The organism is Burkholderia sp. LS-044, from assembly GCF_004803625.1.
Classification (GTDB): Bacteria; Pseudomonadota; Gammaproteobacteria; order Burkholderiales; family Burkholderiaceae; genus Burkholderia; species Burkholderia cepacia.
Genome location: NZ_SSWO01000002.1, coordinates 179,583 through 202,622 on the forward strand (window position 1 = coordinate 179,583; position 23,040 = coordinate 202,622).

Here is a 23,040-nt window from a genome sequence, read left to right on the forward strand (position 1 = left end):
GCGGGGCGGCGGTCGTGGCGCCGCATCGCGCGACGGGACGCCCGTCGATCGGCGGGCAGGTAATTGCAATTGCAATCGTATGGGGGCAATTGTTATCGAGGTAAAATTTAATTGCAACTGCAATTCAATGAGAGGAACGACCTGACATGAGCGCACCCGAACCCGATCTGTGGTTCTCGTTCGTCCGCGCGCACCGGACGATGATTCGCGAAATCGAGCGCCGCCTCGCGGCTGCCGGCCTGCCGGCGTATGCGTGGTACGACGCGTTGTGGGGGCTCGAGAGCGGGCCCGACGGTACGCGCCGGATGCACGAGCTGGCCGACGTGCTCGCGATCGAGCGTTACAACCTCACGCGGCTGGTCGACCGGCTCGAGCAGGAAGGGCTCGTCACGCGCGCCCGTTCGGCGGACGACGGCCGCGCCGCGTACGCGAGCATCACCGACAAGGGGCGCACGCTGCGCAAGAAGATGTGGAAGGTGTACCAGTCGACGGTCGCGGAACTCTTCCTCGATCAGTTCGGCGGCAAGGAGCAGGCGGCGATGGCCGCCGCGCTCGACCGTGCGACCGCCGCGGCGCGCGAGGCGGCAGCCGACGCGAAGTAGCGGCGGCCCGCCGGCGCGTCAGCCGCTCGCGTGGCGGCGCATCGCCTGCACGGCCCAGTCGGCAGGCACACGGCCGTCGTCGGCCAGCAGGCGAAGCGCGACCGCGGCGATCCAGCGCGCATTGGGCGCGCGTGCGCCGGTGTCCGGGCCCGCCGAGTCCGCACCGAGCGCCGCGAAGCGGGCCGGGACGAACGCGCCGATCTGCGCGGCGACGTGCCGCGCATAGCCGGTCACGGCGAGCACCGGCGTGCGGCTGTCGCCGATGCATCGGCGCACATGCGCGACCTGCGGCTCGTCGTGCGGGTGCAGCAGGTTCCACCGGTCGGCCGCGTGACCGTCGCGGGCGAGCTGCGTGTAGCTCGGGCAGCTCCAGATCGTCGAATCGACGTGCCATTCGTCGCGCAGCAGATCGGCAGCCTCCTGCACCTGTGCAAGCGTGCTGCCCGCGCCGCACAGCCGGATCCGGGCGGCCGCGCCGGCCGCCGCCCGCCGGCCGGCCCGCACCATGCCGCTGAACGCATCGCGAGCAGCGGTGGCCGACAGCGGTTTCGCATCGGGCACGGGGTCGTCGTGGCTCGCGAGGTAGCAGAACCCCGGGTGGCCGGCGACGTAAAGCGCCCGCAGCGCGTGGCGCAGGATCGCGATCGCCTCATGCCCCGAGGCCGGATCGTATGGCGTGCACGCGGGGTTCGCGGCCAGCCAGTGCGGGACGTCGGGCGTCACGCCTTTCGGCCAGGACGACGCGAGCGTTTCGGCATCGTTCACGAAGATCCCGCGGTCGACGGTTTCGATCGACGCCAGCCGCAGCCGGTCGGTCGCGCGGGCATGCAGCAGGTACAGCAGCGGCCGCTCGAACCGCTTGCGCGCATCGAGAAACCGCAGCGGCCAGGCGCTGATGCGGCGATGCGCCCCCGCGTCTGCCAACGGCGCACGCGTGTCGGCTCGCACGATCCAGACGTGTTCCGCTGTCGCCGCATCGCGTTCGAGGCAATCGGCGGCCGCGCGCATCGCGCCGAGCGGCGACACCGCACGGCCACGCGGCGCGAGCCGCTGCGTCAGCAGCCTTTCGAGGCAGGCCGCCGCGGCGCGGCGGGTGTCGGGCGTCCGCACGGGCGGACCGGATTGCGCAGTCTGCATGTCCCTCCTTCCAGTATTGGCATGTCGCCGGGGCGTCGGTTCCGGCATAGGATTGCAATTGCAACGATTGTAGTTGCAACGACAACCGGAAGACAAGGACCGACATGACTTCGACGCATTCCCTCACGTTCTATACGGCCGACACGCCGAACGGGCACAAGATCGCGATCTACCTGGAGGAGGCCGGGCTCGCGCACGAGCGCGTGCACGTGGACCTGTCCGCCGGCGAGCAGCGCAGCCCGGCTTATCTCGCGATCAACCCGAACGGCAAGATCCCGGCCATCGTCGACCACGACACCGGGCTGACCGTGTTCGAGTCCGGCGCGATCCTCGGCTATCTCGCCGCGAAGACGCGCTTTCTGCATCCGGAAACGCTGGCCGAGCGCACGGCGGTGCAGCAATGGCTGCACTTCCAGATCGGCGGGATCGGGCCGATGCTCGGCCAGCTCTGGTGGTTCCTGCATGCGTCGAAGACGGTCAATGCGCAAGCGCTCGAGCGCTACCGGAACGAAGCGCGGCGTCTCTATGGCGTCGTGAACGGCCGATTGGCGGAATCGGCGTATCTCGCTTCGTCGCGGTACTCGATCGCCGACATCGCCGCGTTCCCGTGGCTGCGCACGGCGGCCGAGCTCGATCTCGACCTCGCCGGCTACCCGCACGTCGAGCGCTGGCTCGCCGGTATCGAGGCGCGGCAAGCCGTTCAGCGGGGCCTGATCGCATGCCGCGCACCTGCGGCAGAACGCGCGAACTGACGTCGCATCGCCCGCGCCGTACGGATGGCGCGGGCGCCGGCCGCCGGTCTGCCGGGAAACATTGTTCTCCTTCGTCGTAAACGTCTCGAATGCGTGATATTTGCGCCGTGCAATCCGGTTTAGAGTGGCCGCGAATCGATGACGATGTGTCGTATCGCCGCAGTCCCGGGCCGTACAGATGCACGAGAGGAGCTGGAGACAAATGAGTGAAGGCAGGATTACGCAGGTCGAATCGTTCGGTTTCGAGCGCATTCCCGATGCATCGCGCTATGCGCGGCCGATCGATCTGTTCAGGTTGCTGTTCGGCGGCTGCAATACGTTTTCCACATCGGTGCTCGGCAGCTTTCCCGTGCTCGTCGGGCTGTCGTTCAAGGCGGGTGTCTGCGCGATCGTGCTCGGCGTGCTCGCCGGCACCTGCATCCTCGCGCCGATGAGCCTGTTCGGCCCGCGCAACGGCACGAGCGACCCCGTGTCGTCCGGCGCGCATTTCGGCATCCACGGCCGGATCGTCGGCTCGTTCCTCGCGCTGCTCACGTCGATCGCGTTCTTCTCGCTCGCGGTGTGGAGCTCGGGCGACGCGCTCGTCGGCGGCGCGCACAACATGGTCGGCGTGCCGGTCAACGGCTTCACGCTCGGTGCGGCGTACATGGTGTTTGCGGTGCTCGTGCTGATCGTCTGCATCTACGGCTTCCGCTTCATGCTGTGGGTCAACAAGATCGCCGTGTGGGCCGCGAGCGTGCTGTTCGTCGCGGGCCTGTTCGCGTTCGCCGGCCTGTTCGACATGAACTACGCGGGCACGGTGCAGCAGGGCAGCGCGGGCTTCTGGGCCGCGTTCGTCGGCGCGGTGCTGGTTGCGCTGAGCAACCCGGTGTCGTTCGCGTCGACGCTCGGCGACTGGGCCCGCTACATCCCGCAGCACACGCCGAAGCATCGTGTGATGGGCGCCGTGTTCGCCGCGCAGATCGCGACCTTCGTGCCGTTCTTCTTCGGCCTCGCGACCGCGACGATCATCGCGGCGAAGGCGCCCGCATTCATTGCGTCGAACGACTACGTCGGCGGCCTGCTCGCGATCTCGCCGCGCTGGTTCCTGCTGCCGATGTGCCTGATCGCGATCATCGGCGGGATGTCGACCGGCACGACCGCGCTGTACGGTACCGGCCTGGACGTGTCGAGCATGTTCCCGCGCCTCCTGAATCGCGTGCGTGCGACGCTGCTGATCGGCACGATCGCGATCGCGTTCATCTTCGTCGGCCGCTTCTGGTTCAACCTCGTCGAAAGCGTCGCGACGTTCTCGACACTGATCGATACCTTCAGTTGCCCGTGGATGGCGATCATGGTGATCGGCTACGTGACGCGGCGCGGCCACTATCTCGCCGACGACCTGCAGGTGTTCAACCGCGGGCTGCACGGCGGCCATTACTGGTTCACGCACGGCTGGAACGTGCGCGCGATGGGCGCATGGCTGCCGGCCGCGTTCGTCGGGCTGTCGTTCGTGAACCTGCCGGGCCAGTTCGTCGGGCCGCTCGGCAACCTCGCGGGCGGGCTCGACCTGAGCGTGCCGGTGTCGCTGGTGATGGGCGGGATGTTGTATTTCGCGCTGCTGACGCTGTACCCGGAACCGGACGGCGTGTACGGCCCGCACGGGCGCCGCTTCGTGCGCGGCGGCACGCAGGCGGCGCGCGGCAACGGCGCGCCGGCGATCCAGCCGAAGGGATATTGAGCGGCGCGTGGTGCAGCGCTGTGCAAATGACGATGCCGCCGCGCGGGAGAGCCGCCGGCGGCACGTCGTTTCGGGGCGTGTGATTGCGACAGGAGGCGGCCGCAACTTCCCACGTGCCGTCGCCGCAAACGAAAACGCCTGCCCGGCTGGCAGGCGCGCGCCGGCTTCGATGCGAGTCAGTGGAACGTGCTGCCCGCGAGCATCCCGCCGTCGACGATGAATTCCGACCCCGTGCAATACGCGGATTCGTCGGACGCGAGGAACAGCACGAGGCTGGCGACTTCCCCGGGCTTGCCGATGCGCGCGATCGGCAGGCCGCTGTAGATCGACGACGGATCGAAATCCGCGAACTCGGGCGGGCGCGCCATCACGGTATCGATGCCTCCCGGATGCACCGAGTTCACGCGAATGCCGTAGCGGCCGAATTCGAGCGCGGCGGCCTTCGTCATTCCGCGTACCGCGAACTTGCTGGACACGTACGCGCTGCCGCCCGCGACGCCCTCCATCCCGGCCGTCGACGACACGTTGACGATTGAGCCGCCACCGGCTTCCTTCAGCGCGGCCACGGCCGATTTCATGCCGAGCCAGCAGCCGACCTGGTTCACGTCGATCACCTTGCGATAGTCGTCGAGCGAACACGCTTCGATCGGCACGAGCTTCAGGATGGCCGCGTTGTTCACGAGGATGTCGAGCCGGCCGAAATGCGCGAGCGTTGCATCGACGGCAGCCTGCCAGCCGGCCTCGCTCGTCACGTCGAGATGCTGGAATCGGGCGGCGTCGCCGAGTTCGGCCGCGACGCGCCGGCCGGCGTCGTCCAGCACGTCGGCGATCACCACGCGTGCGCCTTCGGCGACGAACCGGCGCGCTTCCGCTTCGCCCTGGCCGCGGGCGGCACCCGTGATCAGTGCCACCTTGCCTTCGAGTCGTTTCATGCTGCTTGTTCCTGTTGAGTGTAGGGCTTGCGCGGGTCCGCTCATGCGGAGGCGGCCGCCGCGTCGATGATGCGAACCGGATCGGTGCCGTCCCGGGTGTGTGATTCGGCGATGCCGCGCGCGATCATGTCGCGCATGCCGGCGCCCTCGATGAATTCGACGCACACGCCGGGGTCGTCGGGGTCGTCGAGATACGCGACGCGCGTGGCCGGGTTGCCCGCTTCGAACACGACGCGCAAGCCGCGTGCGGTGAACCGTGCGATCGCCGCATCGAGATCGTCGACGACCCACGCGACGTGATGCAGCCCGACGAGCGGTTGCCCGTGCACATCGCGGTACGGCGACGACGTGTCGTTCGTCACGTGAATCAGTTCGATCTGCAGATCGCCGCGATACGCGAGCCCGACGTCCATCGTGACCGACACCGGCTCGCCGAGATGATGGCCGTCGAGGCGTACGTTGCGGAATACGGTCCACGGGCCGATGGCGTGGCGTTCGCGCCAGCGCGCGATGCTGCGGTCGAGATCGGCGACCACGTAGCCGATCTGGTCGATGGGGCCGAGGACTGGGTCGTTCATGGCGTCTCCGTGGCGGACGCCCGTGAGCGTGCCGCGCATTGAATGGCGGTCATGATCGCAACAAAGCGCGCGCGGCGTGCCATCCAAACGGATGAGTGGGCGCGCTTCGTCCCGGCGTGACGGGTGGGCGCGGGTCGTCGCGACGATGCCGGTGCGTCAAGCGCCAGGTAGCGGCCGCTGCCCGCCGTTCCGCGCCGACGCCGGCGGCCCATCGGCGCGGACGGCAGGCAGGGTGCCGGTTCCGCCGATAGTCAGCATCGCGGGCGGTGGCCTACCGCGGCCGCCGTCCGGTCGTTACGCTTGGGCGATCATCCACTCTGTCCGGAAGGTCGCCATGTCCCGGCTCGATTACAAGTTGCTCGGCCCCTGTCTGCTCGCGATCGCGCTCGACGCGATGGGATTCGGGCTCGTCTATCCGATGATGTCCGCGATCTTCAGCGATCCGCACGCGGGCATCCTGCCGGCCGACGCCGGCGCGCACGCGCGCAATTTCTACCTCGGTCTCGGCTACGGGATCTATCCGTTGTGCATGTTCTTCGGCTCGTCGCTGATGGGCGAACTGTCCGATCGCTACGGCCGCCGCAAGATCCTGCTGCTGTGCGTGACCGGCCTCGCGGCCGGCTACGCGATGATGGCGGCCGGTGCGTGGCATGCGAGCGTCGCGCTGCTGTTGATCGGGCGCGGGCTCACCGGGCTGATGGCCGGCTGCCAGGGCATCGCGCAGGCGGCGATCACCGACCTGAGCACGCCGGAAAACAAGGCGTACAACATGAGCATCATGTCGCTCGCGTTCAGCGCGGGCGTGATCGTCGGCCCGGTGCTCGGCGGCGTCACGTCCGACCGCACGATTTCGCCGCTGTTCGACTACGGCACGCCGTTCGTGCTCGTTGCCGGGTTGTCGCTGATCGGCGCGTTCTGGACCTGGGCGTCGTATCGCGACTCGGCCGTGCCGCGCGGCGACACGCGTATCGATCCGCTGCTGCCGCTGCGCATCATCGGAGAGGCCGCGCGCCAGCGCAACGTCGCGTTCCTGTCGGTGGTGTTCTTCCTGATGCAGGTCGGCTACGGGCTCTACCTGCAGACCATCATGCTGCTGTTGCAGGCGAAATTCGGCTACACGAGCGCGCGGCTCGGGCTGTTCAGCGGCGTGATCGGCCTCTGCTTCGTGTTCGGCCTGCTGTTCGTCGTGCGGCTGATGCTGCGCGTATGGCGCGTGGTCGACATCGCGAAGACGGGCCTCCTCGTCGCGGGCGTCGGCCAGGTCCTGTCCGCGCTGTTTCCGCACGAGCCGGTGCTGTGGGCGCTCGCGATGGTCGTCGGCTGCTTCGACATGGTCGCTTATACGACGATGTACACGGCGTTCTCCGACGCGGTCAGCGAGGACCGGCAAGGCTGGGCACTCGGCGTCGCGGGCTCGGTGATGGCCGTCGCGTGGGTCGTCACGGGGGCGCTCACGAACCTGCTGCCGGTGTTCGGCGAGATCGGCCTGCTGCTGATCGGCGGCGCGGGCTTCCTGCTCAGCTTCGCGATGATGGTCGCGTACGGCCGCACGCAGCCGGGTGCGCGAACGGCCGCGCTGTCGTAGGCGGCAGGCACGTTGGCCCGATCCTGTCGGACGTTGTCCCGCGCGCGGCTGTCGCGCCCGGCCGCGCGGCCCGACACTGGCGCCTCGCGGCCGGGGAACGTCCGGGCCGCGTCCGGCGGCGCCGGCTGGCCCGGCGCGCCGTTCCTTCGATACGCCAACCGAGAGAGCGACCCATGCAACATCCGACCATCCGTACCCTGGCGGGCGCGACCGCGCCGACATCGATCGCCGCCGCCCGCACCGCGCTGCTGGTGATCGATTTCCAGAACGAATACTTCAGCGGCCGGCTGCCGATTCCCGAGGGACCGCGCGCGCTGGGCAATGCGCAGCGCGTGATCGCGTTCGCCGATCGCGTGGGCATTCCGGTGTTTCACGTCCAGCACGTCGATTCGCCCGACAGCCCGATCTTCGCGGACGGCAGCGACGGCTTCCGCTTTCATGCGAGCCTGCAGCCGGCGCCGCATCATGCGGTCGTGAAGAAAACCTCGGTGAGCGTGTTCCCGACGACGGACATCGATGCGCGCCTGAAGGCGGCCGGTATCGACACGCTGATCGTCACGGGCCTGATGACGCATGCCTGCGTGGCCGGCGCGGCACGCGATGCGGTGCCGCTCGGCTACGCGGTGATCGTCGTCGACGACGCCTGCGCGACGCGCGACCTCGACATCGCGGAGGGCGGCACGGTATCGCACCGCGATCTCCATCGCGCGACGCTGGCTGCGCTGTCGGACACGTTCGGCGACGTGCTGACGACCGAGCAGGTGCTCGCGCTCGGCGTCGCCTGACGGCCGCCGGGTTCGTGCTTCAGTCGGCCCAGCCCGGCGCGGCGTACACGACTTCGCCGCGGAAGCACGTCTCGATCACGCGGGTTTGCGCGAACGTCTCGACGGGATGGGCGAACGGATTGCGGTCGAGGATCGCGAAGCTCGCGTCCTTGCCCGCTTCGAGCGAACCCGTGCAGTCGTCGAAGCGCAGCGCATACGCGGTATTCACCGTATAGGCCTCGAGCATCGTGAGCAGGTCGAGGCGTTCGTGCGGATTCCACGGCGGGCTGTCGGGCTGGTCGATCAGCAGGTGCGTGACGCCCGTCTGGATGATCTGCATCGGGTCCATCGTGCTGACCGACCAGTCGGAGCCGGCCGCGAGCATCGCGCCGGCGTTGCGCAGGCTGCGGAACGGATAGTTGCGCGCGGTGCGTTCGGCGCCGAGCAGGTCGCGATAGAGCTGCTGCTGCTCTTCGCGCGCGGCCGTCCACAGCGTCTGCACGCTGGCGATCGCGCCGAGCCGGTTGAAGCGGCTCATGTCGGCCGGATCGACGAGCTGCAGGTGCGCGAGCTGCGCGCGGCGGTCGCGCATGCCGTTGCGGATCCGGACATATTCGAGCGCGTCGAGCGTCATGCGCACCGCGCGGTCGGCGAGCGTGTGGAAGTGCAGGTCGAAGCCGGCGGAATCGGCGAGCAGGCAGATCTCGTTCAGCGCGTCCTGGCTCCACAGCGCGAGGCCGCAGTCGTCGGTGCCGGCGTACGGCTCGAGCAGCGCGGCGGTTTTCGATTCGGGCACGCCGTCGACGAAGATCTTCACCGTATGCAGGCGCAGGTTGTCGCATTCGTACGCGCGACGCCAGGCGGCGAAGCGCTCGATCTGCTCGCGCGGATCGCGGCGCGGGTTCGCATAGAGGCCCGCGCTCATGTACACCTTCAGCGTGCCCGCGCGCTGCGCGTCGGCATACGCCTTGAGTTCGGCCTCCTCGACGCGTGCGTCGAACCAGCCGGTGATGCCGTAGCCGTGCGCCATCGCGTGCGCTTTCGCGAGCGACTTCGGGTAGCCGGCCGGGCTCAGTTGCGGAATGAGCGGGCAGACGCGATAGAACGCCGCTTCGTGCACGACACCGTTCGGCGCGCCGGACGCGTCGCGTTCGTAAACGCCGCCGGCCGGGTCGGGCGTGTCGGCGTGGATGCCGGCCGCTTCGAGGCCCTTCGTGTTGAGGCAGCCGCTGTGCACGTCGAAGCCGACCACGAGCAGCGGCCGGTCGGGCACGATCCGGTCGAGCAGTTCGCGGGTCGGATACGCGCCGAATGCGGCCAGGCTGGCGCCGCCGAGATAGACCCATGGCTCGTTCGGCGTCGCATCGGCGCAGGCGCGGATGTGCTGCAGGATCGTATCGGGATCGTTGATGCCGGACAGGTCGAAGTCGCCGAGGATCTGGTGGCCTTCGAGCGGGTGCACGTGGCCGTCGATGAGGCCCGGCAGCATCAGCCTGCCGGCCAGGTCGACGGTGCGCGTCGCGGGGCCGATGAGCGGACGGATATCGTCGTCGCGGCCGACCGCGACGATCTTGCCGTCCCGGGTGGCGAGCGCCTGCGCGAAGCGGCGCTGCGCGTCGCCGGTGTAAAGCAGGCCGTTCAGGTAGGCGGTGTCGGCGTATTGCATGTGTCTCCTCCGGATGGGGGCTGATCGACGGGCGCACGTGTCCGGCGGGCGGGCCGAGGGGCTCGTCCGGTCGCGTGAACCCGGTCGGGTTGAATGGGACGGGGGCGACTATGTGCCGGTGCTGCGCGGCAAGCGCCGCGATGCGTCGCGGTGAAGGCCGGCCGCCGCCGGGGCGTCATGCCGATCGCGCCGCCGGGCCTGAAGCGGCAGATCGATGGGCGACGCGCGCGCGGCCGTGCGGGCCGGCGTCCATCCGGTATTCGGCATTCGGTGTCTCCGTGGCATCCGACGCGTTCCCGTCGTCGGGTGAGTCAGATACTAGGAGCGGGGCGGCCGGCTGTCTGTCATCGTTTTTAGGACAACCTGCGACAAAGCCGGCGGGGGCGGCGGGTGTGGCCGGGATGTGGAGTCGTCGTCTAGCGCCCGCGGTCTGCCGGCGGTTCTTCCTCGGTCACGCACCACGCGAACAGCCCGGCCCGGTTCGCCACGCCGAGTTTCGCGAGCGCGCGCCCGAGATAGGTGCGCACGCTGCTCGGCCTGAGTGCGAGCGTGTCGGCGATCCGGGGGACGGGCCGGCCTTGCAGCACCGCGCGGCACACGAGCCGTTCGCGCTGCGACAGTGTTGCGCCGCTGGCCGACAGGCGCTGTTCGAACCGCTGCAGGAGCGCGCCGTCGTCCGAGCGTGGCGTCAGGCGGGCGAGCCGCGCGTGCTGGATCAGCAGCGGCAGCACGAAATCGCCGAGCTGCCGCAGCAGCGCCAGTTCGGCCAGCGTATAGGACGGCTGGCCGCGCCGGCGGAACAGCGAGAACGCATAGACATAGTCGCGCTCGCTGCCGAGCAGCGTGCAGTCTTCGCCGAGTTCGCCGAGCGCGAACTGGCGGCCGTATTCGGTTGCCGTGTCGACGTCCTCGTTGCACGAGAACACGAGCTGCGAATCGGTGGTGCGCTCGATATGCGGGAGCAGCGTGTCGTTGCGCCAGTCGCCCTGTGTATACAGATCGAGTGCGTGGCGCGTGCCGTCGGGATCGTCGCCGCCCGCGAAGAACAGCACGTCGACGCTGTCGACCGACTGCGACGGCGCGTCACGCCGGTAGCGCGTCGCGACGCTGTAATGGGATTGCGGATCGACGGTTTCGCGCAGCCATGCCCAAAGCCGGGCGGGAAACTGCGGACTGCCGAGGCTGGCGACCAGGTCGCCGGCATTGCTGAGGGAAATATGGGCGGGGCTCATCGTTGACACCGTCTTCGCGAACGGCCGCCCGTGCCGGCCGTGTTTCGCGTGCGACGGCGAGCCGGCGGCGCGGCGGCCGGCGGTGCGGTCATGCGGGACGGAGGCCGGCGCGGCGGCGAAGCTCGATTGTAGGAGACTTCGCCGCCGCGAGGCATTCGCGCTTGCCCGGCGGGCGGCAGATCGTCCGTCGACGGGCGGCGCGCATCGTTGCGCGCCGCGTGGCGGCCCCGCGCGTCAGAACATCGTGTTCGCGTTCGCGGACGTTTCGGGTACCGGCTGGATCACGTCCCAGTGTTCGACGATCTTGCCGTCCTTCACGCGGAAGATGTCGACGACGGCTTCGCCGCGGTCGCCCGGGCGCTCGGTCGCGTGCACGTGCAGGTAGACGAGGTCGCCGTCGGTTGCGCTGCGCACGATGCGCGCGCGCGACGCCGGGTTCTTCTGGAAGGCGCCGACGAAGTACGACACGAATGGCTTCTTGCCGTCCGGTACGTGGGGGTTGTGCTGTTTGTAGTCGTCCGCGACGACGGCGGCGGCCTCGACCGCTTCGTGCTTGTTGAAGAAGCGGTCGTAGAACGTCAGCACGAGCTGGCGGTTGGCTTCCTCGGCGGCCAGGTTGCGCGTGGCCGGGCCGGCGGCCAGCGCAGCCGTCGACGCGGCCAGCAGGACGAGCGCGGCAACGGTGCGAACGGGGGAGCGGAGCGATGACATGTAGCGGGTTCCTTGTCTGACGAAGCGTGGGTTGGCGCGCGATGCGCGACGGCGGGTCGAGCCGGCGATGACGATCGGCGGACGACGGGGCAGGGTGGCGGATGCACGGGCGTTGTCGACGCGAGGGATTCGCCGCCCGGTTCGTATCGTCGAGATACGGAGTGGGCGCGTCGTCGTCATGCTTCGTTGAACTGCCGAATCCGTGCGGCTGCCGGGCCGCTCGAATGGTACAGTTGCCGCGAACCCGTCACAAGAAGTCAGCGCGGTGTGAACAGGTCACACCGCGCTGACCATGTGTTGCCCTTGAAAGAGAATCCCGTCATGCCGTTCCCGCCCGCCGACGAAACCGTCGAACTCGATCAGCCTTGCCCGATCCGCGATGTGCTCGACCGCATCGGCGACCAGTGGAGCCTGCTCGTGCTCGAAGCGCTGTCCGGCGGGACGATGCGTTTCAACGAACTCGCCCGCGCGATCGGCGATGTGTCGAAGCAGATGCTGTCACGCACGCTCAAGCGGCTCGAACAGGACGGCTTCGTCAGCCGCACGCTGTTCGCCGAAGTGCCGCCGCGCGTCGAATATGCGCTGACCGACCTCGGGCGTTCGTTCCTGACGCCGATGCAGGCGATGATCCAGTGGGCGGACGAACATCATCGCGCGATCTGCGCCGCGCGGCGCCGTGCACGGGAGCTGGACGGCGGCGGGCGCTGAGCAGGGCGTACGCGCTGTTTTGTCGATGGACGGTGTGCGGCGAATCGAGTGCGATGCGACGAGGCATGCCGCGATTGCACGTGCATTGCCGCATGTGATTTCGTTATCCGAATGATCTCGACGGGGCGGCAGGCATCGCCGAAGTTTCAATGTGCTCCGTTCGTCCCGAATGCGGGAATGCACTGGCGGTGCCCCGCTTGCGGAGTACGCGTCGGGGCGATTGCAATGGCGGTCTTTCGCTGCATGGCGCATGAGAGGTGCGGCAGGGGCTGGCCGAACCGGGATGGCGCATCGCAGACCGGCGGGCATATCGATGGCCGCGGGTGCCTGATCCGATGGACGCCTGGGCGCATGCGTCGGGGCGAGGTGGGGCAGGGCGCGCGGGGGCGCCTGCCGGGCATCATGATGTCGAGGCTGAATGGCGCGGGCTCGTCGCGCCGCCTGGTTCCGGGGCTGCCATCGGCCGAGTGCGGGGTGCCGCGCGCCTGCCTATCGCCACGTGCCGTCGACGTAGATCCACACCTGTCCCTGGCGGCGCCAGTAGCCGGGCACCCATCGACGCCCGGGGCGCCGTGCGACCCAGCGGCCCGGCACCCATATATAGCGGCCTCGCTGCCAGCGCCAGTAACCGTCTGTCCATATATAGCCGTGCGGCCGTGGCGGCGGTGGGCGGCGATCGTGTCTCGCAGCAGGCGGCGCGAAGCCCGGGCGGTCCGCATAGGGCGGCCTGCCGGGCACGCGGTTCGGGCCGGGCGGCCGATATCCGGGCGGCGGGGGCGGCACGGGCTGGGCAGAAGCGGCACGGAGCCAGCCGCCGGTGCCGACGAAGGCGGCGGTCAATCCGATGGCGCGCAACAAGGAGCGTCGATTCATGGCGTGTCCTGTTCAGTATTCGAGGCTGCCTTACATTAGCCTGCCAGTCCGCCGGGCGGGTTACGCGTGCGGTCAAGGCTGTTACCGTGTGTCACGGCAGGCGGGCGAACCGCCAGCGGGCGGAGGCCGGTCTCGCTGTTTTTCTGCGGCTGACGATGGATGTTGCCCGCGCTGCACGAACATCGCGTCCTGTTTACCGGCTGACGGATGTGTTTTAGGCGCTCGGAGCCAGAAATTCGAGATCGAATCGGGTAAAATTTACCTATTCCGGGGTGCCGCGCCGAATCCGTTTGTTGTTTCTATGCAACCGTCAAGACGATGACATGAAAGAATGGTGCGATGGAAGCCTCCAAAAAGCCCCCGTCAAGAAGTCAAAAACAAACGTCAAAACAAATACTTATAACTCGGCCCCACTTTCATTATTTCTAGTTCTGGAAAAGCTTATTTCTTTATTTGCGGATCGCTCCCCTAGGGTACACCCCTAAACTCACGGTTCCCAAACGGGCAACTATCCGGGCGCGGCCAGCAGGATCGATGGCGCTCCCGGGCGGTTGCAGACCGTTTATGAACAAGGTCGCGAGACCTGCCTCTTTTTAGAAGGGAGCTCCACGAATGAACAAGACTCTGATCGTTGCAGCAGCTGCAGCATCGTTCGCAACCGTCGCTCACGCGCAAAGCAGCGTCACGCTGTACGGCGTGCTGGACGCAGGCATCACCTACCAAAGCAACGTCGGCGGCAAGTCGCTGTGGTCGATGGGCTCGGGCGTTGACCAAAGCCGTTTCGGTCTGCGTGGTTCGGAAGACCTCGGTGGCGGCCTGAAGGCAATCTTCACGTTGGAAAGCGGTTTCAACATCGGTAACGGCAAGCTGGGCAACAACGGCGGCATGTTCAACCGCCAGGCTTTCGTTGGCCTGTCGAGCCAGTACGGCACGGTTACGCTGGGTAAGCAATACGACGCAACGCAAGACTACCTGGCGCCGCTGACGGCAACGGGCTCGTGGGGCGGCACGTACTTCGCGCACCCGATCAACAACGATCGTCTGAGCACGAACGGCGACGTCGCGCTGAACAACTCGATCAAGTACACGAGCGCTAACTACGCTGGCCTGCAATTCGGCGGCACGTACTCGTTCTCGAACAACACGAACTTCGGCAACAACCGTGCATACAGCGCGGGTGCTGCATACCAGTTCCAAGGCCTGAAGCTGGCAGCAGCTTACTCGCAAGCGAACCTGGGTGACGGTACGAACACGAGCGGCGCATCGTCGATCAACGCACAAGGCCGTGTCCGTACGTACGGCGCTGCTGCTGGTTACGCATTCGGCCCGGCACAAGTCGGTGCTGCATGGACGCAATCGCGTATCGACAACCAGGCTAACGGTGTTGGCACGCTGCGCGCTGACAACTACGAAGTCAACGCAAAGTACAACCTGACGCCGGCTCTCGGCCTGGGTGCTGCTTACACGTACACGAACGCGAAGGTCAACAACGGCAGCTCGCACTGGAACCAGTTCGGCGTTCAAGCTGACTACGCTCTGTCGAAGCGCACCGACGTCTACGCACAAGCTGTGTACCAGCGTGGCGCGAAGGGCAACAACATCGTCGGCACGGGCATCTACAACGGCGACAACACGACGGCTTCGAGCTCGTCGATCAACCAAACCGCAGCAACGGTTGGTCTGCGTCACCGCTTCTAAGCGTGACGGCGGGGTAACCCGCTTCGCAGTATCGAAAAAGGCGCCTTCGGGCGCCTTTTTTTTCGTCTGTGGAACGAGGTGTCGGCGATTCGCATCCTCCGGATGCAAAAAAGCGAGGCGTGTGCCTCGCTTTTCTCGTTGTGCGTCGTTGCGGGGCGATACCCGCCGCAGATGGCTCAGCGCGTGTATTCGCCGTTGGCTTCCGGCTGGAACACGATCGCGGCGACCTTCATCAGCTTTTCGGCGCCGCTCGGCTGCATCACCTTGACCATCTGGCCGCGTTGGGTGCCCAACAGTGCCATACCGACGGGCGAGAAGACGTTCAGGCGGCCCAGTTCGAGATTGGCGGCATCCGGATAAACAATCGTCCAGGTGGCCTGTTCCTGGGACGCTTCGTCAAGCAGCGTGATTTGCGAATTCATCGTGACGACGTTCGCCTTGATGGCATCGGGCTGGACGATGTCGGCGCGCTCGAGCAGCGTATCGAGCATCGTCTGGAAGCGCGAGTTGTGTTCGGCGTGTTTCTCGAGGCGAGCAACGTCGAGTTCGGTCAACTGATAAAGGCGTTGTTTCATGGCTGTTCTCCAAATGATCGGCAGGGGCAGGCGTGGCGTGCCTATGAGGATCGCCCGGAGCCTGTCTGACCTGGCTCCGGGAGGAGACCGAGCCGTCAGATCAGGCGCCGGGCAGGGGCGAGCGGCGCTTGGGCCGTGCGTCGAGCGAGGGGATGCGCCGGATGACCGGCGCGCGCACGCACGCCGGCCGGGCCGGACGGCGAAACCGAAAGGGGCGTGAGCGCGTACATGGTGGATGGAAGATCGATTGACGAATAAAACCTTACGATTCTACAACACAACCTTCGGAATATGTGATCTGGCCGTCGGCAGTTCGTCAGCGATTGTTGTGCTGCTGAAGCAAGTTGTCGAGATATCGCCCGAAAAATGTCGTCTATTTTTGTCGAAATCGCAACGCTGTATGTTCAAACTAAGGGTTTCCCCTTGGAGGTGCGAGAACTACACTGCATTCAATCGCTTCAGACAGTCCTGCCGAGGCGACGTCATAAGAGAACATATTCCGGAGGTAAATCATGAAGTCGATCATCTACGCAGCCATCGCCGCATCCGTCCTTGCCGCCCCGATCGCATCGTTTGCACAGTCCGAGCAGGGTTTGACCCGCGACCAGGTCAAGGCCGAGCTCGTGCAACTCGAACAGAACGGCTACAAGCCGCTGGCGAGCGATTCGCAGTACCCGGACAACATCCAGGCCGCCGAACAACGCATTCAACCGAACCAGCCGATGCTCGCGCAAGCCGACACGAGCGGCTACGGTGCCGTGGCAACGGGTGCCGGGCAAGCCGGCCGCCGCATGACGCGTGAAGCACCGAACCCCGTGAACTCGGTCTACTTCGGGAACTGAACACCGCCGGGTCTGCCCGAGCGCACCGCTTAATCGACGAGACGCGCGCCAGTTGAGCGCGTCATTCGCCCGCAGGAGCAGAACCTCCGTCGCCGCATTCCGGCGGCTTTCCGCCCAGACGCTCACGCGTTTGGGCCTTTTTTGCTGGGGCGGGTCAGGCGGACGTAACCGCAGGCGTACCGTGGATATAGTGTTCGAGCTGGCTGATCGTGAACTGCTGATCGGCAATCACGCTCTTGACGAGGTCGCCGATCGAGATGAGGCCGACCAGCTTGCCGCCGTCGAGGACGGGCAGGTGGCGCATCCGGTGTTCAGTCATCAGCGCCATGCACTCGTCGGTGGATTGCGACGGTTCGACGTAGCGCACCTTCGCCGTCATGATTTCCTCGACGCGGGTGGCTTTCGACGAGCGATCCTGCAGGACGACCTTGCGCGCGTAATCGCGCTCGGTGACGATGCCCGCTATGTCGTCGCCGTCCACGACCAGCAGCGCGCCGATGCCCTTTTCCGCCATCAGCTTGATGGCGTCGTAGACGAGATCGGTCTTCGTGACGGTATAGATGGTGCGGCCCGAATCCGGCTTGGCCTTGAGAATCTGCGCGACAGTCGTGCTCATTCGCTTTCTCCGTGTGCAGGTCGATGCAGGGCAGGCAGGGCGTGATGCGTGTCACCCGATGAGCCCAGTATAGCCGCGCAGGTGGCGGCAGTCGCGTGACGATTCCAGATTAGCGGTAAACTCCCGTCACGCACTATCCACACAACTCCTACATTCCTGAACGTTTCGATTGAATTCATGATGTCTTCGCGTCCACAATCGCCCACGCCGGGCAATGGCCAGGCCGACGAGTGCGTGACGCTCGTCGCCACCGCGTCGCTGCCCACACGCTACGGTACGTTCAAGTCGTACGCTTTCCGCGTATCGGGCAGCGATGCCGAACATCTCGCGCTCGTGATGGGTGACGTCGCCGGCGAGCAGTCCGTGCTGACGCGGCTGCATTCCGAATGCCTGACCGGCGACGTGTTCGGCTCGTACCGCTGCGACTGCGGCGAGCAACTCGATCTTGCGTTGCGCTACATCGCGGCCGAAGACCGCGGCGTGCTGCTGTATCTGCGCGGGCATGAAGGGCGCGGGATCGGCCTGAGCAACAAGATTCGCGCGTACGCGCTGCAGGAGCAGGGGCGCGACACCGTCGAGGCAAACCTCGACCTCGGCCTGCCCGACGACGCCCGCGAATACGACTCGGCCGCCGCGATCCTCCGGATCCTCGGCGTGACGTCGGTGCGGCTGATGAGCAACAATCCGGCGAAGTTCGACACGCTCGCGAAGCACGGCATTCCCGTCTGCGAACGCGTGGCGCTTGCGGTGCCCGTGCGCGAGGAAAACGAGCGTTATATCCGCACGAAGCAGACGAAGTTCGGGCATTACTTCGAAGAAAACGAGTAATCCCCGCGGGCGCGCCGGTGCCCGTTTCTCGTCATCTGTTCCCGTGATCGTCGCCGGCGGACGCGACGATCACGATTTCCCCCTTCGTCCTCTCTGCCTTCGGGTTGGTGACGACACTCGCGTCACGCCGCCTGAACGATCCTGTTCCCCATGTCCACACCGTCGAAAATCGAAACCGCGCGTCTGACGCTGCGTCGCTGGCGGCCGGTGGATGCGGGCGCGCTGTCGGCGCTGCATGCGGATCCGGACGTGACTGCGTGGCTCGCGCGCGGCCCGATGTCCGTTGACGAGGCGAGCGACGTCATCGCGCGCTTCGACGCGCATTTCGATGCGTACGGCTTCGGCCCGTGGGCGGTCGAGCGCCGCGCCGACGGGATGTTGATCGGGGTGTGCGGCCTGTCGCACGAGGTGCGCGCAACGCACCCGATGGCGCCGTGCGTCGAGATCATGTGGCGGCAGGCTCGCCACGCATGGGGACATGGCTACGTCGCCGAAGCGGCCGCCGCCGCGTTGGCCGACGGGTTCGAGCGGATCGGGCTCGGCGAGATCCTCGCGTGGACCGCCGACACTAATCTACGATCGCAGCACGTGATGCAGCGGCTCGGCATGCACCATCAGCCCGCGCGCGATTTCGACCATCCTGCGTTGCCGGAAGGGCACGCGCTGCGTCGGCACGTCGTGTATGCCGCCCGCGCCGCCGGCCTGGCCGGCGCGTAACGACTCACGCGGATTCGCTCGTCAGCGCCACGTACCGTTCTGCAGCACGATCCGGTAGCCGTCGGCATCCTCGAAGGTCTGGCCGGATATTTCCCAGTACGGATTGAACGACGTCACGGGCATGAAGCCGTGTGCCGTGGCGCGCGCGCAGGCGGCTTCCCATTCCGGCCGATCGGGCAGGTAGAACACGATCAGGTCTTCCGGCGTCGGCGACGGCGCGATCGGATGGTCGGGGCAGTGCGTGAATTCGAAGTGATAGTCGAGGCCGTCGCGTCCGAGCATCACGCCGGAAAAGCCGTCGTGATCCTCAAAGCGTGCGAGAACGGACAGGTCGAGAGCGTCGCGATACATGCGCTCGGTTCGGGCGAGGTTGCTGACCGGGCGGGCAATGCGCAGATGGGCGTGCAAGATGGCCTCGGGGGAGCGTGGCAGACCCGCCGATGATAATCGATCCGGATTGCGGCGCGTCGGAATACCCGGGCAAGCAATCGATGAAGGAGGGCGGTGGTATGGCCCCGCAATTCGAGCAGGCAAGAAAAAGCCCGCTACATTGAGCGGGCTGAATCCATGTTTGGAGACATGGAGGAGACAGACGTGAATTTAAGGGAAAACCCGAGGCATGGCAAGCCCTAGTTGTATCGATACAACTTCCTGTTGTGCCGCGTTCACATACCGCTGGCCCGCGCATGCGCCGCAAACGCGCTGAACCGCTCCTGCGCGACCGGCAGCGCGAACTTGTCGCGCATCTCCGTCTCGATCCATGCACAGGCCTCGCGTGCGCAGTCGGTCAGCGCGTGGCGTGTCGCATGCCCGTCGATGTCATAGACGAAGCGCACGCCGACCTCGTCGTCGGCGACCTGTCGCTCGAGCTGGTTGAGCTGCAGTTGCGGCCCGTGCTGCTGCGAAAGCGCACGCAATTCGTCGAAGTGATATTCGAGCCAGTCGGCAAAGAACAGCGCGTCGCTGTGGCACGGCAGTCGGAAGGCCGCGCTGCGCGACGGACGCGGCCCGGCTTCACCGGCCGGTGCGTGCGATTCGCCGTCGGTGGCCATGGACATGTCGACAGGGGCGAGCGGATGCTGAAGCCGGCGGTAGGGCTCGCGATCGCGCAGCGCATGCCACAGCAATTCGTCACCGGCGGCGCCGGACGGCTGCATCGTCAGGTCATGCCGGCCTTCGCCGGCCGGGGCGATGTCGCGGATCACGAGGCGCAGCGAGCAGAGCGGTTCGTCCGCGACCAGCAACGTCGCCGCACGCGGCAGCCCGCAGACCAGCGGCGCCGCGCCGGCGGCACGGAACACGAGGCCGCGCCGGTCGAGCCGCACGAGCGGCAGCGGCCGTGGAAACGACGGGTAGGCGACCGCGATGCGGGCGCCGCCGGCGCTCGTCAACCCGGGCATCATCGCGCGAAAGACCTGAGACTGGTCCACGTTGATTCTCCTTCGTTACGATGCCGCCCGGACAGGAACGCGCGTTCCGGGTCAGGCGGCGATGGCTTGCCGGGCGGCCTGCCCCGGCTCGATTCCTAGCGCGGCAAACGTTTGCGGATCGATGTCGATCCAGCACGCGACCACCAGACGCCCATCTACCTGCTTCGGCGGGCCTGCGCGGTGCGCGTGTATGCCGATCCGGCGGAACAACCGCTCCATGCTCGCGAACGTCACGCCGATCAACTGCCGCGCGCCGAGCTGCGCCGCGCACTCGACGACGGCCGCGAGCATCGGGCGCACGGCCCATTCGGCGTTGCCCGGCCCGCCTTCGTCGTCGGTCGCCGCGAACCGGGATAGCTCCCAGACAGCGGCCGATTGCGGCAGCGGCATGTCTTCGGCGATCAGGTCGGCGAACAGCGACTTCAGCAGATACGGGCGCGTCGTCGGCAGCAGGCGCGCACATCCGCACATGTCACCGCCGGCGTTTCGCGCGAACACATAGACGGTATCGTCGCGATCGAACTGGTCGCGCTCGAAGCTTTCGTTCGCCGACGGGAGCGCCCAACCGAGCTGTTCGACGAACACACGGCGCCGATAGCGCCCGAGATCCGCTGCAAGTTCGTGTGGCAACCGCCCTTCCTCGTGAACGAAGGTCCGCATGGTGTCCTCGGATTTGTGCTTTTGTATGTGCGCATTACATCGCGCCGCACGAGGCGGCTGTAACTGGTAACTCTTACAGGGTGACGATGGAATGACGCCGATCAGGACGTGGTAACGGTTTCTTGATCAACGGGATTGAAAACCGGGCCGCTTTTGCTTATAAAGAGCGCCAGCACTGCGGAAATTGTCAGAGGAATGCGGGGCCAGTTGTCACTGGAGCGTCGGACCGGCATGATAGGCGTCGTTGTGCCCGAGCAGGGCCGACGCGACCGCTGCGGGCCAGTCGATGCACGCGAGCCGCGCGGCAAGCGCGGCGGCCGTGCGGAACATGCCGATGTCGGCACCCGTGGCGTCGACGGCCATCACGTTGCTGCGGACGTCGCCGCCCGCGATCACGAACGTGCCCGTCGCGCGTTCGAGGTACCAGTCCCAGCCGACCGTCACGTAAGCGACGCCGGCACTGGCCGGGCGATGCCATTCGGTATAACCGGCGAGGCGTGCGTCGATTGCGCTGTCGCGCAGTTCCGCACGCAGCGATGCGTCGAGGCCGCTTGCGACATGGTCGAGCGCGAGCACGGCCAGTGCGCTTTCTGACAGGCGTACGTAGCCGTCCGGGGACGGGCCGGGGACCGGGTGCAGCAAAGGTGAAGTCATGCGCGGAATGTATCAGCGTCGAACGGGTGCTGGAACCTGACAAGTATGACAGCGTGACGTTGTCGGAGAATGAATGGAACTGCGCTGGCAGGATGCCTATCAACAATTCAGTGCCGCGGAAGACGAGCAGCAGCTCTTCCAGCGGATTGCCGCCTATTCCAAACGGCTGGGATTCGAATACTGCTGTTATGGCATTCGCGTGCCGCTGCCGGTTTCGAAGCCGTCGGTAGCCATCTTCGATACCTATCCCGACGGCTGGATGGCGCACTATCAGGCGCACAACTACATCGAGATCGATTCGACGGTTCGCGACGGCGCGCTCAGCACCAACATGATCGTCTGGCCGGACGTCGACCAGATCGCACCGTGCCCGCTGTGGCAGGACGCGCGTGATTTCGGGCTGTCGGTGGGCGTCGCGCAATCGAGCTGGGCGGCCCGCGGCGCATTCGGCCTGCTGAGCATCGCGCGTCATGCGGACCGCCTGACGCCGGCCGAAATCAACATGCTGACGCTGCAGACGAACTGGCTCGCGAACCTGTCGCATTCGCTGATGAGCCGCTTCATGGTGCCGAAGCTGTCGCCGGCGGCGGGCGTCACGCTGACCGCGCGCGAGCGCGAGGTGCTGTGCTGGACGGCCGAGGGCAAGACCGCGTGCGAAATCGGCCAGATCCTCAGCATCTCGGAGCGAACGGTCAACTTCCATGTCAACAACATCCTCGAGAAACTGGGTGCGACGAACAAGGTCCAGGCGGTCGTCAAGGCAATCTCGGCCGGGCTGATCGAGGCGCCCTGACCTCGAACGAGGGCGGGCGGCAGCGCGAAATGCCGCTGCCGCCAGGCCGCTCACTCCATCATCGGCTCCGCTTCCTTCGCGGTCCAGCTCACGCTGGAAATGCTCTTCTCCATGCTCATCCGGCTCGCGATCTGCTCGAGCTTCTGCTGATCCTTCGGATGCAGCTTCAGTGTCGCGGTCACCTTTAGCCGGTCCGGCTGGTCGGGCACGTCCTCGCTCGTGAGGCTCTGGAACGACAGCGGCTTCGCATACATCGAGTTCGACAGCAGCGTGCGGATGTGCACTTCGTCGGCGGTCAGGCAGATCACGGTGATCTGGTATTCGCGCACGAGATCGGCGTTCGACACCGGGGTTGCGTTGATCGCCTGGCTGACGCCGCGCAGCACCGTATTGGTGAGGAGTACGACGCCCGTGCCGGCAAGCGCGGGCACGTAATGACCGGAGCCGGCCAGTACGCCGACGGCGGCCGAGCACCACAGTGTCGCGGCCGTGTTGATGCCCTGGATCGAGCCCTTGTCGCGCATGATCACGCCGCCGCCGAGAAAGCCGACGCCCGACACGACGTATGCGGCGATCTGCGTGACGCCCGCGACGCCGTTGCCGGTCAGCACGCCGAGCGTGACGAACAGGCACGCGCCGCTCGCGACGAGCGTGATCGTGCGCAGGCCGGCCGTGCGCTGGCGCATCTGGCGCTCGAGGCCGATGGCGACGCCGCAGGCGAACGCGGTGAAAAGGCGGAGTGCGAAATCGAAAGTCATGGTTGTCCTGCCGTGCAAGAAGCGCGTGCCGTCCCGCGTCGCTGCGGCGCAAGGCCGAAGGCGACACGACGATAGCCGTCATCGCGCGGTACTGTACCGCGCGAATGCGTCATTCAGTGTGAAACGGTGGGCGTGCGGCTCGCGGAACGCGAGCCGGGCAGGAGAACTGCGTCGGACAGGCGTTCAGGCGGCAAGCGGCGCACGCAACG

25 protein-coding genes are annotated in these 23,040 nt (G+C 66.7%); 11 read left to right on the forward strand and 14 right to left on the reverse strand.

What is annotated here, in order from left to right; all coding sequences use genetic code 11:
* Positions 1-146 precede the first annotated feature (146 nt).
* A complete protein-coding gene (locus E9536_RS05920) occupies positions 147-602 on the forward strand; it encodes a MarR family transcriptional regulator (protein ID WP_027789419.1) in 456 nt (151 codons plus the stop codon).
* A gap of 18 nt (positions 603-620) precedes the next feature.
* Here E9536_RS05920 and E9536_RS05925 read toward each other — a convergent pair whose 3' ends face one another.
* Positions 621-1,739 (reverse strand): pyruvate dehydrogenase, encoded by a 1,119-nt coding sequence (locus E9536_RS05925; protein WP_136469483.1) that lies wholly within the window; start codon positions 1,737-1,739, stop codon positions 621-623.
* Between the two features lie 104 nt (positions 1,740-1,843).
* Between E9536_RS05925 and E9536_RS05930 the strand changes: the two genes are divergently transcribed.
* Both E9536_RS05930 and E9536_RS05935 read left to right on the forward strand, forming a co-directional pair.
* The gene (locus E9536_RS05930) at positions 1,844-2,491 is read left to right on the forward strand and encodes a glutathione binding-like protein (RefSeq protein WP_027789417.1); all 648 of its coding nucleotides are present in this window, start codon (positions 1,844-1,846) and stop codon (positions 2,489-2,491) included.
* 202 nt (positions 2,492-2,693) lie between these two features.
* Complete coding sequence (locus E9536_RS05935; RefSeq protein WP_230942786.1) at positions 2,694-4,211, forward strand: cytosine permease; 1,518 nt, start codon at positions 2,694-2,696, stop codon at positions 4,209-4,211.
* Between the two features lie 176 nt (positions 4,212-4,387).
* Here E9536_RS05935 and E9536_RS05940 read toward each other — a convergent pair whose 3' ends face one another.
* Positions 4,388-5,143, reverse strand: coding sequence for a glucose 1-dehydrogenase (locus tag E9536_RS05940; RefSeq protein ID WP_124838557.1), 756 nt, complete (start codon positions 5,141-5,143; stop codon positions 4,388-4,390).
* Positions 5,144-5,184: 41 nt separating this feature from the next.
* Entirely contained in the window at positions 5,185-5,721 is a 537-nt protein-coding gene (locus E9536_RS05945) for a VOC family protein (protein ID WP_136469484.1), read from the reverse strand.
* A 334-nt stretch (positions 5,722-6,055) separates the two neighbouring features.
* Here E9536_RS05945 and E9536_RS05950 point away from each other — a divergent pair, with 334 nt between their 5' ends.
* Together E9536_RS05950 and E9536_RS05955 are read left to right on the forward strand one after the other, a co-directional pair.
* Positions 6,056-7,306 carry an MFS transporter gene (locus tag E9536_RS05950; RefSeq protein WP_027789413.1) on the forward strand — a complete coding sequence of 417 codons (1,251 nt, stop codon included), beginning with the start codon at positions 6,056-6,058 and terminating at the stop codon, positions 7,304-7,306.
* Positions 7,307-7,479: 173 nt separating this feature from the next.
* Positions 7,480-8,091 (forward strand): cysteine hydrolase family protein, encoded by a 612-nt coding sequence (locus E9536_RS05955; RefSeq protein ID WP_124919292.1) that lies wholly within the window; start codon positions 7,480-7,482, stop codon positions 8,089-8,091.
* 19 nt (positions 8,092-8,110) lie between these two features.
* On the opposite strand, the gene E9536_RS05960 is transcribed toward E9536_RS05955, so the two are convergent.
* The 3 genes from E9536_RS05960 to E9536_RS05970 form a co-directional block, all read right to left on the reverse strand.
* Positions 8,111-9,736 carry an amidohydrolase gene (locus E9536_RS05960; protein WP_136469485.1) on the reverse strand — a complete coding sequence of 542 codons (1,626 nt, stop codon included), beginning with the start codon at positions 9,734-9,736 and terminating at the stop codon, positions 8,111-8,113.
* A 416-nt stretch (positions 9,737-10,152) separates the two neighbouring features.
* On the reverse strand, positions 10,153-10,968 hold the full coding sequence (locus E9536_RS05965; RefSeq protein ID WP_060173504.1) for a helix-turn-helix transcriptional regulator: 816 nt from the start codon (positions 10,966-10,968) through the stop codon (positions 10,153-10,155).
* A 234-nt stretch (positions 10,969-11,202) separates the two neighbouring features.
* Positions 11,203-11,679, reverse strand: a complete 477-nt coding sequence (locus E9536_RS05970; protein ID WP_027789409.1) for a nuclear transport factor 2 family protein — start codon at positions 11,677-11,679, stop codon at positions 11,203-11,205.
* Between the two features lie 321 nt (positions 11,680-12,000).
* Between E9536_RS05970 and E9536_RS05980 the strand changes: the two genes are divergently transcribed.
* Entirely contained in the window at positions 12,001-12,387 is a 387-nt protein-coding gene (locus tag E9536_RS05980; protein WP_027789408.1) for a helix-turn-helix domain-containing protein, read from the forward strand.
* A 489-nt stretch (positions 12,388-12,876) separates the two neighbouring features.
* Here the strand turns inward: E9536_RS05980 and E9536_RS05985 are convergent, their stop codons facing one another.
* Positions 12,877-13,260, reverse strand: a complete 384-nt coding sequence (locus E9536_RS05985; protein WP_059652797.1) for a YXWGXW repeat-containing protein — start codon at positions 13,258-13,260, stop codon at positions 12,877-12,879.
* A gap of 612 nt (positions 13,261-13,872) precedes the next feature.
* Between E9536_RS05985 and E9536_RS05995 the strand changes: the two genes are divergently transcribed.
* Complete coding sequence (locus tag E9536_RS05995; protein WP_027789407.1) at positions 13,873-14,958, forward strand: porin; 1,086 nt, start codon at positions 13,873-13,875, stop codon at positions 14,956-14,958.
* A 176-nt stretch (positions 14,959-15,134) separates the two neighbouring features.
* On the opposite strand, the gene E9536_RS06000 is transcribed toward E9536_RS05995, so the two are convergent.
* A complete protein-coding gene (locus E9536_RS06000) occupies positions 15,135-15,533 on the reverse strand; it encodes a GreA/GreB family elongation factor (protein WP_136469486.1) in 399 nt (132 codons plus the stop codon).
* A 512-nt stretch (positions 15,534-16,045) separates the two neighbouring features.
* Between E9536_RS06000 and E9536_RS06005 the strand changes: the two genes are divergently transcribed.
* Positions 16,046-16,375: a DUF4148 domain-containing protein gene (locus tag E9536_RS06005; RefSeq protein ID WP_027789405.1), complete on the forward strand. Its 330-nt coding sequence runs from the start codon at positions 16,046-16,048 to the stop codon at positions 16,373-16,375.
* A 154-nt stretch (positions 16,376-16,529) separates the two neighbouring features.
* Here E9536_RS06005 and E9536_RS06010 read toward each other — a convergent pair whose 3' ends face one another.
* Positions 16,530-16,991 carry a CBS domain-containing protein gene (locus E9536_RS06010; protein WP_021162297.1) on the reverse strand — a complete coding sequence of 154 codons (462 nt, stop codon included), beginning with the start codon at positions 16,989-16,991 and terminating at the stop codon, positions 16,530-16,532.
* A gap of 177 nt (positions 16,992-17,168) precedes the next feature.
* Between E9536_RS06010 and ribA the strand changes: the two genes are divergently transcribed.
* Both ribA and E9536_RS06020 read left to right on the forward strand, forming a co-directional pair.
* The gene (gene ribA, locus E9536_RS06015; RefSeq protein ID WP_059484771.1) at positions 17,169-17,819 is read left to right on the forward strand and encodes a GTP cyclohydrolase II; all 651 of its coding nucleotides are present in this window, start codon (positions 17,169-17,171) and stop codon (positions 17,817-17,819) included.
* A gap of 150 nt (positions 17,820-17,969) precedes the next feature.
* Positions 17,970-18,536, forward strand: a complete 567-nt coding sequence (locus E9536_RS06020; protein WP_136469487.1) for a GNAT family N-acetyltransferase — start codon at positions 17,970-17,972, stop codon at positions 18,534-18,536.
* A gap of 21 nt (positions 18,537-18,557) precedes the next feature.
* Here the strand turns inward: E9536_RS06020 and E9536_RS06025 are convergent, their stop codons facing one another.
* From E9536_RS06025 to E9536_RS06040, 4 genes are all read right to left on the reverse strand, one after another.
* Positions 18,558-18,944, reverse strand: coding sequence for a VOC family protein (locus E9536_RS06025; RefSeq protein WP_021162343.1), 387 nt, complete (start codon positions 18,942-18,944; stop codon positions 18,558-18,560).
* A gap of 257 nt (positions 18,945-19,201) precedes the next feature.
* On the reverse strand, positions 19,202-19,966 hold the full coding sequence (locus E9536_RS06030) for a hypothetical protein (protein ID WP_136469488.1): 765 nt from the start codon (positions 19,964-19,966) through the stop codon (positions 19,202-19,204).
* A 51-nt stretch (positions 19,967-20,017) separates the two neighbouring features.
* Positions 20,018-20,626: an acyl-homoserine-lactone synthase gene (locus E9536_RS06035; RefSeq protein ID WP_027789397.1), complete on the reverse strand. Its 609-nt coding sequence runs from the start codon at positions 20,624-20,626 to the stop codon at positions 20,018-20,020.
* 210 nt (positions 20,627-20,836) lie between these two features.
* Positions 20,837-21,280 carry a DUF4902 domain-containing protein gene (locus E9536_RS06040; protein WP_059697617.1) on the reverse strand — a complete coding sequence of 148 codons (444 nt, stop codon included), beginning with the start codon at positions 21,278-21,280 and terminating at the stop codon, positions 20,837-20,839.
* Positions 21,281-21,353: 73 nt separating this feature from the next.
* On the opposite strand from E9536_RS06040, the gene E9536_RS06045 reads away from it, so the two are divergent.
* Entirely contained in the window at positions 21,354-22,073 is a 720-nt protein-coding gene (locus E9536_RS06045) for an autoinducer binding domain-containing protein (RefSeq protein ID WP_021162347.1), read from the forward strand.
* Between the two features lie 50 nt (positions 22,074-22,123).
* Here the strand turns inward: E9536_RS06045 and E9536_RS06050 are convergent, their stop codons facing one another.
* A complete protein-coding gene (locus tag E9536_RS06050; protein ID WP_021162348.1) occupies positions 22,124-22,831 on the reverse strand; it encodes an MgtC/SapB family protein in 708 nt (235 codons plus the stop codon).
* Positions 22,832-23,040 lie beyond the last annotated feature (209 nt).

Bases quoted from the DNA above. Each gene is read 5' to 3' on its own strand.
- E9536_RS05920 (WP_027789419.1), top strand. From the start codon at position 147: ATGAGCGCACCCGAACCCGATCTGTGGTTCTCGTTCGTCCGCGCGCAC.
- E9536_RS05925 (WP_136469483.1), bottom strand. From the start codon at position 1,739: ATGCAGACTGCGCAATCCGGTCCGCCCGTGCGGACGCCCGACACCCGC.
- E9536_RS05930 (WP_027789417.1), top strand. From the start codon at position 1,844: ATGACTTCGACGCATTCCCTCACGTTCTATACGGCCGACACGCCGAAC.
- E9536_RS05935 (WP_230942786.1), top strand. From the start codon at position 2,694: ATGAGTGAAGGCAGGATTACGCAGGTCGAATCGTTCGGTTTCGAGCGC.
- E9536_RS05940 (WP_124838557.1), bottom strand. From the start codon at position 5,143: ATGAAACGACTCGAAGGCAAGGTGGCACTGATCACGGGTGCCGCCCGC.
- E9536_RS05945 (WP_136469484.1), bottom strand. From the start codon at position 5,721: ATGAACGACCCAGTCCTCGGCCCCATCGACCAGATCGGCTACGTGGTC.
- E9536_RS05950 (WP_027789413.1), top strand. From the start codon at position 6,056: ATGTCCCGGCTCGATTACAAGTTGCTCGGCCCCTGTCTGCTCGCGATC.
- E9536_RS05955 (WP_124919292.1), top strand. From the start codon at position 7,480: ATGCAACATCCGACCATCCGTACCCTGGCGGGCGCGACCGCGCCGACA.
- E9536_RS05960 (WP_136469485.1), bottom strand. From the start codon at position 9,736: ATGCAATACGCCGACACCGCCTACCTGAACGGCCTGCTTTACACCGGC.
- E9536_RS05965 (WP_060173504.1), bottom strand. From the start codon at position 10,968: ATGAGCCCCGCCCATATTTCCCTCAGCAATGCCGGCGACCTGGTCGCC.
- E9536_RS05970 (WP_027789409.1), bottom strand. From the start codon at position 11,679: ATGTCATCGCTCCGCTCCCCCGTTCGCACCGTTGCCGCGCTCGTCCTG.
- E9536_RS05980 (WP_027789408.1), top strand. From the start codon at position 12,001: ATGCCGTTCCCGCCCGCCGACGAAACCGTCGAACTCGATCAGCCTTGC.
- E9536_RS05985 (WP_059652797.1), bottom strand. From the start codon at position 13,260: ATGAATCGACGCTCCTTGTTGCGCGCCATCGGATTGACCGCCGCCTTC.
- E9536_RS05995 (WP_027789407.1), top strand. From the start codon at position 13,873: ATGAACAAGACTCTGATCGTTGCAGCAGCTGCAGCATCGTTCGCAACC.
- E9536_RS06000 (WP_136469486.1), bottom strand. From the start codon at position 15,533: ATGAAACAACGCCTTTATCAGTTGACCGAACTCGACGTTGCTCGCCTC.
- E9536_RS06005 (WP_027789405.1), top strand. From the start codon at position 16,046: ATGAAGTCGATCATCTACGCAGCCATCGCCGCATCCGTCCTTGCCGCC.
- E9536_RS06010 (WP_021162297.1), bottom strand. From the start codon at position 16,991: ATGAGCACGACTGTCGCGCAGATTCTCAAGGCCAAGCCGGATTCGGGC.
- ribA (WP_059484771.1), top strand. From the start codon at position 17,169: ATGATGTCTTCGCGTCCACAATCGCCCACGCCGGGCAATGGCCAGGCC.
- E9536_RS06020 (WP_136469487.1), top strand. From the start codon at position 17,970: ATGTCCACACCGTCGAAAATCGAAACCGCGCGTCTGACGCTGCGTCGC.
- E9536_RS06035 (WP_027789397.1), bottom strand. From the start codon at position 20,626: ATGCGGACCTTCGTTCACGAGGAAGGGCGGTTGCCACACGAACTTGCA.
- E9536_RS06040 (WP_059697617.1), bottom strand. From the start codon at position 21,280: ATGACTTCACCTTTGCTGCACCCGGTCCCCGGCCCGTCCCCGGACGGC.
- E9536_RS06045 (WP_021162347.1), top strand. From the start codon at position 21,354: ATGGAACTGCGCTGGCAGGATGCCTATCAACAATTCAGTGCCGCGGAA.
- E9536_RS06050 (WP_021162348.1), bottom strand. From the start codon at position 22,831: ATGACTTTCGATTTCGCACTCCGCCTTTTCACCGCGTTCGCCTGCGGC.